Annotated in this window: 8 protein-coding genes; 7 read left to right on the top strand and 1 reads right to left on the bottom strand. The window is 49.1% G+C overall.

The genetic code is table 11. The features are described from left to right. Nucleotides 1-5: 5 nt before the first annotated feature. The gene (locus AC0QH1_RS16725) at nt 6-1,499 is read right to left on the bottom strand and encodes a TM0106 family RecB-like putative nuclease (protein WP_324632356.1); all 1,494 of its coding nucleotides are present in this window, start codon (nt 1,497-1,499) and stop codon (nt 6-8) included. A gap of 347 nt (nt 1,500-1,846) precedes the next feature. On the opposite strand from AC0QH1_RS16725, the gene AC0QH1_RS16720 reads away from it, so the two are divergent. The 7 genes from AC0QH1_RS16720 (at nt 1,847) to AC0QH1_RS16690 (ending at nt 13,829) form a co-directional block, all read left to right on the top strand. Further along, on the top strand, nt 1,847-4,282 hold the full coding sequence (locus AC0QH1_RS16720; protein ID WP_324632355.1) for a response regulator: 2,436 nt from the start codon (nt 1,847-1,849) through the stop codon (nt 4,280-4,282). A gap of 255 nt (nt 4,283-4,537) precedes the next feature. Continuing rightward, nucleotides 4,538-5,011 carry a hypothetical protein gene (locus AC0QH1_RS16715; protein ID WP_324632354.1) on the top strand — a complete coding sequence of 158 codons (474 nt, stop codon included), beginning with the start codon at nt 4,538-4,540 and terminating at the stop codon, nt 5,009-5,011. 124 nt (nt 5,012-5,135) lie between these two features. Continuing rightward, nucleotides 5,136-6,353 carry an aminotransferase class V-fold PLP-dependent enzyme gene (locus AC0QH1_RS16710; RefSeq protein WP_324632353.1) on the top strand — a complete coding sequence of 406 codons (1,218 nt, stop codon included), beginning with the start codon at nt 5,136-5,138 and terminating at the stop codon, nt 6,351-6,353. Nucleotides 6,354-6,552: 199 nt separating this feature from the next. Next, a complete protein-coding gene (locus AC0QH1_RS16705) occupies nt 6,553-7,662 on the top strand; it encodes a glycosyl transferase (protein WP_324632352.1) in 1,110 nt (369 codons plus the stop codon). A gap of 58 nt (nt 7,663-7,720) precedes the next feature. Further along, nucleotides 7,721-8,137 (top strand): secondary thiamine-phosphate synthase enzyme YjbQ, encoded by a 417-nt coding sequence (locus AC0QH1_RS16700; protein ID WP_324632404.1) that lies wholly within the window; start codon nt 7,721-7,723, stop codon nt 8,135-8,137. A 415-nt stretch (nt 8,138-8,552) separates the two neighbouring features. After that, nucleotides 8,553-11,078: a PAS domain S-box protein gene (locus AC0QH1_RS16695; RefSeq protein WP_324632351.1), complete on the top strand. Its 2,526-nt coding sequence runs from the start codon at nt 8,553-8,555 to the stop codon at nt 11,076-11,078. A 621-nt stretch (nt 11,079-11,699) separates the two neighbouring features. Beyond that, on the top strand, nt 11,700-13,829 hold the full coding sequence (locus tag AC0QH1_RS16690) for a PAS domain S-box protein (protein WP_324632350.1): 2,130 nt from the start codon (nt 11,700-11,702) through the stop codon (nt 13,827-13,829). Nucleotides 13,830-13,927 lie beyond the last annotated feature (98 nt).

Here is a 13,927-nt window from a genome sequence, read left to right as displayed (position 1 = left end):
GCTTTTCAATGGGGTTGAGAGTGGGTTTGAGAAAAGTTGACCAGCCAATCTTTGACCACGTAGGTAGCGCGACAGTCATCTTCGTTATAGGATAAAATTGCCTCTAGGTAACGCCGATCGCCGGTTTCCAACCAGCGATCGTACCAGAGGACGCATTGTGCGCCAGAGGCGAGAGATTCGCGCCAATCAAATCCCAACCAGCGGGCCAAAGATTTGAGGGCATAATTTTCCACCGGCGCGATCGCCGATCGCGTCGCCAACTTATGAATATCAACAAACCGCTTTAAAATCGGTCGCCAGCGTTGGGCGGGAGTGCGATAGCGTTTCGCCAATTTTTTCAAGGTCTGAAACTCGTAATCGCAAAAATGAAAAATCGGCGCGATCGGATAACTCCAAATTAAACTCAAAAACTCATTCCAGATGCGCTCTTCCTCGGCGGGAGTTTCGGCAAAAAACGGATAAAATGTTTGGCGAGGTTCCGTGCCATTGCACAGATTGCGGCGGTCGATCGCCAACACGCCAAACAGAAAATCCACATCCAATTCTGGTTCTGCTTCGATATCAAAATAAAGCTCGATCGGAGACACCGGCAAAAGATGAGGGGCGATCGGCACTTGTCCCGGTTTGGGAATCGCCCGATCGCCCAAAGTGGCTTGCGCCTGTAAAATCAGTTGCGTAGCCACCACCTCCGGGGCATACTGATTGTTGCACGCGGCTTCCAGGGCGATCGCCAGTTTCTCCGGGTCAGCATCAGCCAGGGCTTCCACTGTGGTCACATCAAGCTGTTGCAATTGGCGATAGCGCGTGGGAGTCACCCCCGGTAGCAGAGACAGGTGATGGTTCGACTCCGCGATCGCATAACAACTGCTATACCACTCGCATAACCCGCAAGGATGACGAGCAATAAACACCTCCGGTTCTTGGCGCTTCTCCAACATCTCCAGACATTGCCCCATTATCCCCCGCATCAATCGCCCATATTTTGCCAAATTCACCGCAGAGAAGCCCTTCTCCCGCGTCACCACCCACCCTTGGTGCGGCCAAACTTCCTGTACCTGTGCCAAAACATAGGTGTGAAACGCCACCATAACTTGATGTTCGGCTTTCGGGCGTTTGCTGAAGCGAATCTCCATCACCGAGTAATGCCACTCGCCAAACGCCGAAGGTCCCGGTTGCTTGATTAATAAATGAGGGCGACTCAGTAGGGTGACCCCCTGCGAATCTTCAGCGTAGAGCACTCCTTGGTAAATCCGTTCCGCGCCCTGTCGCATTAACTCCAGGGTAGCTTTAGCACCCGCCACCCAATCTCCCGAGGGATAACGCGGCGTTTCATAATCGGTGTGCGCCAGTACGCTGTTTCGGTAGTGCTGGCTGTCTTGTTTGAGTTTCAGCACAAAGTCACTGGGACGATCGCGATCGCGCCAATCGCCATAGACATTCAGAAAAGACAGGCGATCGCAGCGTTGATAATCAAAGAGTAGGTCGTCAGTTAACAGCATGTTTTTACAATAGCAATAATCTGGGACGGATTCCCGGTTCCGCTTCCGCAAAGCGCGCTTTGCGGCGGATTGCGATCGCCTTGGTTGCCAAGAGGGGAACCGGGGAAACCTAAGAATACTTCACCTGCCATCGATATCCCCTCTTCCCTGGGTTAGCGCCGCCCCCGGTTGTCGGCGAACAAAGAATCGGTAGGTTTCTTAAATTTTAAGTAAAAGTACAAGACTTCGATGAAAAATGCCTAAATAAAGTTTATGTAAACCGAAGCCATTAAAAAGCAGCATCTAGCAAAATAGAAGTAAAACAGACTTTGATTCGTTCGTCCAACAGGTAACAGGCTGCAGACCTTATGCGTTCTCCAGACACTCCGAAATCTCCAATTCGTCGCCTAAGCGTTCTTTATATTGCAGCGCTCAGTGCGGTAGCCATTCTCTCCATTGGCGGTCAAGGGTTAATTCAGCGATCGCTGCAACTCCAGTCTAGCGATTCGCGCACCATCAATATCGCCGGCAGACAGCGGATGCTCAGCCAAAAACTCAGTAAAGCCGCATTAGCCCTGCAAACAGCGGACAATCCCCAGGAACGCCAAGCGCGCCTGGAAGAATTGCAGCAAGTTGTCACCCTGTGGACGAACTCTCATCAAGGGTTGCTGCATGGAGACCCCCAGTTGGGTTTACCCGGTGAAAATAGCGATCGCGTCCGGGAAATGTTTGCCGAAATCGCCCCTCACTACAGCACCATGCAAACCGCAGCTTGGCAGGCGATCGCCTTATTTTCCGAAAACCCCGCCGCGCCCCCCAACGGCAAACTCGACCCCTTGGTGGAACAAATTCTCGCCTCTGAAGCCCAATTTCTCCAGGGGATGGATGCCATTGTCTTTCAATACGACCGCGAAGCCAAAGCGCGGGTAGAACGACTCCAAGCGATCGAGTGGTCCTTGTTGGGGATCACCTTGCTCGTCTTGCTGTGTGAAGCGCTATTTATCTTCCATCCAGCGGTCAAACAGATTCGCGGCTACATCAAACAACTAATGAACTCTCAGGCAGAAACCGCGCGTCTGGCAGCACAACTGGAAAAAAACAATGCCTTCCTCGACTCCGCCCTGCGCGAAGCTCAATCCGCCACCCGCCTCAAGTCCGAGTTTTTGGCCAATATGAGCCACGAAATCCGCACCCCGATGAATGCCACCATCGGTATGACCAGTTTGCTCCTGGATACGGAACTGACCCCGCAGCAACGCGATTTTGTCGAAACGATTCGCAACAGTGGCGATGCTTTGCTCAGGATTATTAACGATATTTTGGATTTTTCCAAGATAGAAGCGGGGAAGTTAAATCTGGAATTTCATCGGTTTGACCTGCGCGAGGCGATCGAGGATTCTCTGGGTCTTATGGCTCCCAAAGCTGGGGAAAAAGGTTTGGATGTCGCCTATTTGATGGCGGAAACTACCCCGGAATGCATTGTCAGCGATGGCACTCGCCTGCGCCAAATTCTGGTCAATTTGCTGAGTAATGCGGTGAAATTTACCGACACTGGGGAAGTGGTGGTTTCGGTGAGTGCCGAGGAAATGGGGAACTCCTCTCCCCTGGGCAGTTTGTTCGATCGCCCCCATTCCGCTCAGGGAAAAGACTCCTCCGAAGGGGAGCGATCGCCGACCTATTATGAAATTACTGTGGCGGTGAAAGATACTGGCATTGGAATTCCCTCGGATAAATTAAATCGACTGTTTCGCTCGTTTTCCCAAGTGGATGCCTCCACCACTCGTCAATATGGGGGCACCGGTCTGGGATTGGCGATTAGCAAGCGCCTCAGCGAACTGATGGGGGGCAGAATGTGGGTGGAAAGCGAAGTAAATGTGGGTTCGACCTTTTATTTCACTATTGTGGCGGCGAGTGCCCCTAGCCCACCAAAGGTGTCGGATAAGGGAGTGCAGCCCCAGTTAGCGGACAAGCGGCTGTTGATTGTGGACGATAATGCCACGAATCGACAGATTTTGCGCCTGCAAACTCAGAAATGGGGCATGCTGTCGGTGGATGTCAGTTCTGGGGCGGAGGCGATCGCCTTGCTGCGCCAGGGAGAAGCCTTCGATGTGGCGATTTTGGACATGCAAATGCCTCATATGGATGGCGTCACTCTGGCGCAAGAGTTGCGAAACTATCGCGATGCGGATAAATTACCGTTGATTCTGCTGACTTCGATGGGATCGCCGATGGAGGGCGATCGGCTTCATTTCGCCGCCTGTGTTAGCAAACCGATCAAACCGGCGCAACTCTACGAGGTGCTGATCCCTGTGGTGGCAAAACAACCTACCCGCGTCGCCGCCAAAACCGCCCCGCCACAGCAACAAATCGACTCCCAGCTTGCCCAACGATTGCCCCTGCGGATTTTAGTGGCTGAGGATAACCGGATCAATCAAAAAGTGGCATTGCAAATTCTCAAGCGCATGGGGTATCACGCCGATGTGGCGAATCACGGCGAGGAAGTGTTGGAAGCGTTGCACCGTCAGGGGTATGATGTGGTACTGATGGATGTGCAAATGCCTATCCTGGATGGGTTGGAAGCCACCCGCCGCATTTGTCAGCAGTGGGAACCGCACCAGCGCCCTTGGATTATTGCTATGACTGCCGGCGCAATGGAAGGCGATCGCGCTAAATGTCTGGAAGCGGGAATGGATGACTATCTGACTAAACCAGTAAAAATTGCCAACTTACAAATCGCCCTGGAAAACATCCCCCGAAACGCTACCCACTGGCAGCATTCCAATCCTCCCTCACCTTCTCGATAAAATCTCTTGTCTGCATCATTCCCCAAACCGCTAACTGATTGTTCCACTACTTCATTAACTCAAAAAAACTCCTCTAAACAATGACCAATGACCATCGACCAATGACCCCCGATTATGCCTTTTACTGCTTATCAAACGATTGGCGAAGTTTTGCAAGCTTATCAAATCACTTCCCAACCCGATGAGTTGGTTGTCAAAGCAGAATTCAACCTCAGAAACTCCTTTGGATAAGACCTGGAAATTAATTGGCGCGAATTGGCTTTTTATGAATCGGAATATGCAGTATGCGAAACAATTATTTTTCCAAATTTAAAAGAAGTGTATCGGAATTATAGAGAAAAATTTACCTTGTGGAGTCACAAAACCATTGTCTATGATGAAAATCTCTGCGGAATGCCGGATTATCTGCTGGCGAAACGCTCTCCTTTGGGAAAAGAGGTGTTTGAAAAACCCTTTTTGGTGACGGTAAAAGCGAAAAAAGATGATTTTATTGCCGGCTGGGGTCAATGCTTGGCAGAAATGGTGGCTATGCAAAAACTGAATAAGAATGCAGAAAAAACCCTATTTGGTATCGTTTCTAACGGGCAAGCTTGGCAGTTTGGAAAACTCCAGGAAAACCGATTTAGCCAAAATCGGAAAATCTATACCATTTCCGAGTTAGAGTCACTGTTGGCGGCGGTGAATTTTATCTTTGGGGAATGTGCAGTGCAGGTGGAGGACACAGAATGAGGCGATCGCCACCTAGGCATTCAGGCTGGCACAATTGTAAAAATGTGTCAACCCAACATCGGGGGATAAACTCCCCCCAGTTTTGTGGCAAAATTAAGAACGGGGTTTTATCCGGTAAAATTTGATGGAAAAAACAGTGCTAGAACAATATCGAGAGCAATTTCAAGCACTCGCGAACAAAACATATTTCAACTATGGGGGACAAGGACCAATGCCAAAGGTGGCATTGTCAGCCATTCATCGCGCGTATGAGTATATTCAGGAAATCGGACCATTTAGTGGCGAAACCCAGGCGTGGATTTTTGAAGAAGAGATGCCAAAAATCCGCAAAGCGATCGCCTCCGAACTTACAGTTCCCTCAGAAACCATCACCCTCACCGAAAACGTAACCGTGGGGTGCAACATTCCCCTGTGGGGTCTCAACTGGCAAGCCGGCGACCATGTTTTAATCACCGACTGCGAACATCCCGGAATTGTCGCTGTAGTGGGGGAAATTGCGCGGCGTTTTCGTCTAGAGGTCTCCACATTTCCCTTAATGAAAACCTTAAACCAAGGCAATCCCCTCGAACTCCTCGCCCAACATTTACACTCCAATACGCGGTTAATTGTCCTCAGTCATATTCTGTGGAATACCGGTCAAGTGTTGCCCCTCACGGAAATTATGAAACTGTGCCGCAAGTGGGGCAAACAAGCCACTCATTCCCGCAAACCCCTGGTCCTGGTAGATGCGGCCCAATCGGTAGGCGTTTTACCATTAAACCTCATCGAAAGCGGGGTTGATTTTTATGCCTTTACCGGTCATAAATGGTGGTGCGGACCGGAAGGATTGGGCGGATTGTACGTGAGTCCCGACGCTGCGGCGAGTTTACAACCCTCTTTTATTGGGTGGCGCGGGATTGTAACCAATTCCGCCGCCGAAGTCACCGGGTTTAAACCCGATGGACGACGATTTGAAGTGGCAACTTCTGCCTATCCATTATATGCGGGATTAAGAGAGGCGATCGCCATTCATCACCAATGGGGCACCATCGAAGAACGCTACCAGCGCATCCTGGAACTGAGCAAGTTTCTTTGGCAAAAACTCAACGGCATCCGGCAAATAAACTGCCTGCGAACTGCTCCTCCAGAAGCCGGTTTAGTTTCTTTTAAGCTCGATAAAACTCTGCGCGACGCCGGGGCAACTCACGCGCAATTGGTGAAGTTTTTAGAAAAAGAATATCGCATCATGGTCAGAACAATTCTTAGTCCCGACTGCGTTCGCGCTTGCGTTCATTACTTTACCTTAGAATCGGAAATCGAGCAGCTAGTGGAAGCAATTACCGACTTTTGTCAGAAGTATTAAATTGAGGCGAAAAATGCTTTTCCATGCCATGCAAGGTGAGGTGAATTGAATCGGAAATCGCAGCGATCGCCTCAGTGGCTTCCTCGCCCTCGTTCCCAGGAATCGCCTGGGAACGCTTCCCCCCGTAATATCCCTTCCCTATTTCAGCCGTACATGCCCTGATTTGCCAGCTTTATTACCACAGAGGAACATAACTAGAATGTCTCGACCTGCGATTTATATTGCCATTACCAATCATGGATTTGGTCATGCGGTACGTGCTGCATCGGTAGCGGCAGAAATTCAAAAACTCAATCCAGAAATATTGCTAATTTTGGTGACAACTGCACCGCGCTGGTTGTTAGAAAGCTACATTCTCGGTGAGTTTATCCTCCGTCCTCGGGCATTTGATGTGGGGGTGATTCAATCGGATAGCTTGAAGATGAACCGGGAAGCTACATTAGAAAAACTCAAAGAAATTCGTCAGCGACAAAATGGAATAATTGCCGGCGAGGTGAGTTTTATTCAGTTGAATCGCGTGGGGTTGATGTTAGCGGATATTCCGCCCCTAGCAGCACCGATTGCGAAAACGGCAGGGATTCCTTGTTGGGCGATCGGCAATTTTGGCTGGGATTTTATTTATCGTCCGTGGGGCGGAGAATTTGCGGAGATGGCAGATTGGATTGGGGCGTGTTTCAGTCAGTGCGATCGCTTATTTCGCCTGCCTTTTAACGAACCGATGAGCGCTTTTCCGGTGCAAACCGATACCGGATTAACCGGCGGAACCCCGCGATATGATTTGGAAACACTGCGAGAGATTTGGAGGATAACCGCACCTCGGGAAAAAACGGTGATGCTAACCTTTGGCGGATTGGGGTTAGACCAAATTCCCTATCAGAATGTCACCCGATTTCCTGATTGGCAGTTTATTACCTTTGATGGAAACGCCCCGAATTTACCGAATGTCATTAAAGTGCGCGATCGCTTCATGCACTCTCCCTTCCCTCCCGCCGAATTCAAACCGATTCGTCCCGTGGATTTTATGCCCTTATGTCGCGCAGTGGTCTCCAAACCGGGATTTAGTACCTTTTCCGAAGCTTGTCGCCTGCAAGTGCCCATCATCTCCCTCACCCGGGAAGGATTTGCAGAATCGCCGATTTTACTGGAAGGAATTCAAAATAGCGCTTACCATAGAATTATCACCGAACGGGAATTTTTCCAGGGGAATTGGGATTTTTTAGCCGAACCTTTACGCCCCCCGCGTCACTCGGATCCGATCGCCAAGGATGGTACCGAAGCGATCGCCCGGGCGGTTGTGGATTATTTTTAACCCCCATTCCCGTTTAGATTGTCGTTCGATAGTGCTAATTGAACAGTTTACCTTTGCCATGACTCATCACCAACAAGTCCTCAAACTAAACAGCAACGGAAAATCGCTCTGTAGATTCACCAACAAAGTGCAAGATGTAGTGGCACAATCCGGAGTGCAGACGGGGCTATGTACGATTTTTGTCCGCCATACCTCTGCTAGTTTGTTAATTCAAGAAAATGCCGATCCAGATGTGCTGCGCGACTTGGAAAACTTCTTTGCCGATTTAGTGCCGGAAAACCGCCGCTACCTGCACAGTACCGAAGGTCCCGACGATATGCCCGCACATATTCGCAGCGCCCTGACCCATACCTCCGAACATATCCCCATCGATCGCGGGAAGCTAGTTTTGGGCACCTGGCAGGGCATTTATCTCTGGGAACATCGCGCCCGGGGTCACGGGCGGGAAGTGGTGGTTCACGTGAGCGGCGATTGACAATACACAAAGTATAAGTTCGTGTGCGAATTATTTTGCACCTGTATTGAGGGGGAGGCGCAGGGGTGGGGCGTTCCCAGGCGACCGTCTGGGAACGAGTTAATGCCTATGAGAAATACATGCAATATTTATTATCATAATTGCCGCAAAACGTCAAGGATTTGAATTAGCTAAACGATTAAAAGATGGAATCCCCAGACACCGCGATCGCCGAGGGAAAAGATAGGTTAACCTGAAAGAATTAAATCTTAAATTTCATCTGCCATGTGGCTGAAAAATTGCCTGTTAATTGACAGTTAAATCACTAGGGTGCGCGCACAGATAAGCCACAGCGGGTCTAAACTAGATACACCACCAACAGTGTCACCATCCTGGGAAGACCCCGGCATAACGAACACAAGGGGCTAAAAGCAACATGTGGATTTTGGGTGCTAGAGCAACCGAACAAAAAGCCAATCACAGCAATTCCATCGATCGCCGACAGCGACTGGTGATGCTGACGGTTAACGTCACCGCGATCGCGATGGCGATCGCCGGCGTTACCCTCTATGTGCTTTATCGCACCACTTTAGAACAGCAGCGATCGCGACTGGTGGAACAAGCGAAAACCCAAGCGCGAATTGTCGAAGCAATTTACAACAATAACGGCACTCGCGAAACCACCTTACAAACCCTCACCGACGCCTACCAGCATCGCGAAGGATCCGACAAAACCAAAGAATTAATGGTGGTGGAACGACAAGGCGATCGCATCGAGGTGTTGCTCTCCCATCGCCGCGATGGATCCTCCCCACTGCCCTCCCTCTCCTGGGATGCTACCCTCGCTAAATCTCTGCGCCGATCGCTCTCCGGGCGATCGGGTACCTTCGTGGGACTCGACTATCGCGGCGTGGCGGTCCTCGCCGCCTACGAACCCATCCCCCGATTAAACTGGGGCGTGGTGGCGAAAATCGACCTGGCAGAAATTCGCGCCCCCTTCCTCAAAATCTCCTTTCTGTTTGTCGGAGTTGCCATTTGGGTAGTATTCATCGGCGCAATTTTATTCTTTCGCCTCACCCACAAACTCATTCAGCAACTCGAAGACAACGAACAACAACATCGCGCTATTTTAGACAATGCCCCGGATGCCATTATCACTATCGGCGATCGCGGTAGAATTCACTGGCTCAATACCACCGCATTACAACTTTTTGGCTATCAACTCTGCGACGCAAGCGGACAAAACCTCACCCTTCTGATGCCTTGGTTTCCGCAACAAGACCTGGAAACCTACCTGAACCTTTCTCTCGATCGTCGCCAATCCGCTTCCGGGGAAAACGCTTCTCAAATCGTCGGACAGCGCAAAAACGGTACCACCTTTCCTATCGAATTGGCAATCGGCGAATTCACCCTCTCTCAACGCCGAATGTTTATTTTATTCGTGCGCGACATTACCGAACGCAAACGCGCCGAAGAAGAACTGCTCGAAAGTTATAACCTCTTATCTGCAATTACCGAAGGCACTGACGACCCGATATTTTTAAAAGACCTGCAAGGCTGCTATCTGACCATGAATTCCGCAGGCGCTCGCATTATCGGCAAGTCCGTAGAAGAGATTATCGGCAAAGATGACCGGGCATTGTTTTCGCCAGAAACCGCCAATCAACTGATGAAAAATGACCGCCGCATTATGTTTGAAGGCGAAACCCAAATTCTGGAAGAAGTTATCCAACCCTTGCCCAGCAAAGCGCAAACCAAACCGGAAACCCGGACTTATTTAACCACAAAAAGCGTCTTTCGATCGCGTCAAGGTTATATTATCGGGGTAATTGGCGTGGCTCGAGATATCAGCGATCGCGTCTATGCCGAAACTCGCCTGCGACAAACCGTGGAAACCCTACATGCCACTTCCTTAGAATTGCGCCAAAAAAATCAGCAACTCGAAACTACCCTCGCCGAACTCCAGCGCACCCAAACTAAACTCATTCAATCGGAAAAAATGTCCAGTTTGGGCCAAATGGTGGCCGGCGTCGCCCATGAAATTAACAATCCGGTTAATTTTATTTCCGGCAATTTAGGGTATGTCAGCGATTACATGAAAGATTTACTGAGTTTGCTAGAAGTTTATCAGCAACTCTATGGCAACAGCGAACCGACTATCGCTCAAAAATCTGAAGATATCGAGTTGGATTTTCTCCGCGAAGACCTGGCAAAAATTCTCAAATCTATGAAAGTCGGCACCGATCGCATCCGCGAAATCGTGCGAAGTTTGCGAACCTTTTCCCGCCTGGATGAAGCGGAAATGAAACGGGTCGATATTCACGAGGGCATTGAAAGTACCTTGCTGATTTTACAAGGACGTCTCAACGCCACCGGCGATCGCAACGCCATTCAAATTATTACCGAATTTGGCCATTTACCTAAAGTGGAATGCTATCCCGGTCAACTCAATCAGGTCTTTCTCAATCTGCTCAACAATGCGATCGATGCCTTGGATTCCTCGGTCAATAGTCATTCGTCCTTTGTCAATGGTCATTCGTCCTTTGTCAATGGTCATTCGTCCTTTGTCAATGGTCATTCGTCCTCCTTCACGGGTTCCCAGTCATGCCCAAATGACCAACCACCAATGACAAATGACCCAGGACAAATGACCAATGACCAACCCCAAATGACCATTCGCATTCGCACGGAATCAATCGACGAAAATACCGTGGTTATCCGAATTGCGGACAATGGGGCGGGCATGAATCCACAAGTTAAAGAACGGCTTTTCGACCCATTTTTTACCACTAAACCGGTGGGGAAAGGTACGGGGTTGGGACTGTCGGTTTGCTATCAAATTATTGTGGAAAAACATCAAGGCAAAATCGAATGCATTTCCGAACCGGGACAAGGGGCAGAATTTGCGATCGAAATTCCCATTTCTCAACAGGCGACCTCTTGGAAGGAGACCCTCTCATAACTGGGCCACCTCCCACTCCAGGGGAGGAGCGATCGCCGTTGCAGATTTATCCGGATCCATCGCCACCCCTTGGGGAAAATTTCTCGCCTGTTATCATGCAAATCCAACCCAATTTTTATATTTTATCCTCCGCAAATCCTCTCCACCCAACGCTTATTATTTTATTGCCGTCAGAGTTTATATAGAATCCGCACTATTTATCCCGGCTTCACCCTTTCATCTCTGGCAAAACTGCTTTTCTGAGCTATGAAATGACCTCTGGTCCAACCGCTACCCCCCGACTCCATAGAAACAGCTAAAAAATTAAGAAAAAGTTAAAAAAACCGAGGAGTAGAGGATTGGGGAAATACATTAAATTAAATAAGCAAGGTTTATTTCCAGAAAAAGTTTACCAGATAAGTTGGTAAATTTCGACACAACAAAGGCATCCGATCGCAGGATGCGAAAATTTCTCGCCGACAAATAAGGGTGCTAAAACAGTGGGTCGCTCCAAATAAGGCAAGTTGGGGGAAAGGAGAGCACCAACTGACACAGAAGCTGCTTTCATCAGCAGCGATCGCCCGGTCAATTTGCCTAAGAACAAATACTTAACTTATCGCTGATTCAAGGAAATGGGGGAGTATGTTTTTATTTCAATCCGAAAATAATGTAGGTTTAAATGGCAAAGAGAATTTTCCATTCCCACTCCATGTAGCAGGAGAAAATTTTAGCCCTACATTGAGTGCGGAAGTGGGGTTCGATGGCTATCTGAAATGGATGGATGGGAACTGGGAAATTATCTTAGGGTACACGCGAGAAGAACTGCTCGCGACGCCGTTAATCCAATTGATTCATCCGGAAGACTGGGCGTGGAGTATTGCGGAATGGCAAAAATTAGCCGATCGCGTCACTTCTATTTCCTTTGAAAACCGCTGTCGATGCAAAGATGGCGCGTATAAATGGCTTTCCTGGAAAGCGACGCCCCTCGCGCAACAAAACTCGATTCAGGCGATCGCCCGGGATATTACCGTATTTAAGCAACAGCAAACCGAAGTCATCTGCGAAAACGAACGACTGTATCGCAGCATCTTTGAAACCGCCGCCATTGGAATGGCGATCGCCACTCCCGGCGATCGCAAAATCCTCAAAAGCAACCGCGTCTTACAAGAAATGTTCGGCTATAACGAACAAGAACTACAGCAATTAAGCTTTGATGAATTAACCCATCCCGAAGATTTAAACGCCGAGCGATCGCGCTTCCAAGAAATGGTCAGCGGCGTGCGAAACTCCTTCCAAAGCGAAACTCGCTACATTCGCAAAGATGGCACGCCAATTTGGGGAAGACTCACCGCCTCCATGATTCCCAACCATCGCGGCGAACCTCAATTAGCCCTCGGAATTGTCGAAGATGTTTCCCAGCGCGTGCGGATGGAAACCGAACTGCGCCACTCCCTCAAACAACTCTCTGACATTCAATTTGCCCTCGATCGCGCCGCTATCGTCGCCGTCACCGATCGCCAAGGTAACATCACCCACATCAACGACAAATTTTGCGAAATTTCCCAATACTCTCGCTCGGAATTACTCGGAAAAAACCATCGCATCCTCAACTCTGGCTATCATCCCAAATCCTTTTTCCAGCAGATGTGGGCTACCATCAGTCGCGGTAAAATTTGGAAAGGGGAAATCAAAAATAAAGCCAAAAATGGCAGTTACTATTGGGTCGATACCACCATCGTGCCCTTTTTAGATGACCGGGGAAAACCCTATCAGTATTTATCGATTCGCTATGAAATTACCGAACGCAAACAAGTCGAAGAGCAGATGCGACAAACCCAAGCCGAAAAAACCGATTTAATTACATCCCTACAACAAAAAACCCAACACTTGGAAACCACCTTACACGAGTTGCAAACCGCACAAACCCAATTGGTGCAAAGCGAAAAAATGACCAGCTTGGGAATGATGGTGGCTGGGGTTGCCCACGAAATCAACAATCCGGTTAACTTCATTCATGGGAACTTAACCCATGCAGACGAATACATCAAACAGCTCATCGAACACCTCCTGTTATATCGCCATGAAATTCCCGTCCCACCTCCCACGATTTCCGCTCATGCAGAAGAAAACGACTTATATTTTATCATCGAAGATTTGCCCAATTTGCTCGCTTCTATGAAAGTCGGCACCCAACGCATCCGCGAAATCGTTCGCAGCTTGCGAAATTTCTCTCGCCTCGATGAATCTCAGATGAAAAGTGTGGATATCCATGAAGGTATTGATAGCACTTTACTGATTGTGCAAAATCGCCTGAAAGCAAAACCGAATCGCCCGGAAATTAAATTGATTAAAGACTATGGCGAATTGCCGCCGGTGGAATGCTACGCCAGCAAACTCAATCAGGTGTTTATGAATCTGCTGGTTAATGCGATCGATGCCTTGGAAATGCACAAACGGGATTTCACTTCTCCCATCTCTCATCCCCATTCTCCACTTCCTGTCATTCGCATTCGCAGCGCCACAATTGACAAGAACACCGTGGCAATTTCGATTTCCGATAACGGTTGCGGTATCCCTCCGGACGTTAAATCTCGTCTGTTCGACCCCTTCTTTACTACCAAACCAATGGGCAAAGGTACGGGTCTGGGATTGGCAATCAGCCATCAAATTATTGTGGACAAACATGGGGGAAAACTTCATTGTTTGTCCGAACCGGAACAAGGCACTGAGTTTGTAATTGAACTTCCCATCCGTCAACTCAAAGTCGCTTAAATCGCACTTTAACCAACCCCTTAACTCGTTCCCAGGCTCAGCCTGGGAACGCCTCCCCGAGGCTCCGCCTCCTAGAGTCAATGAATGAAAAATGAATT

The sequence above is a fragment of the Phormidium sp. CCY1219 genome, assembly GCF_055795085.1.
The sequence above is the reverse complement of the archived record's forward strand: the minus strand, read 5'-3'. Positions and strand labels throughout refer to the sequence as shown.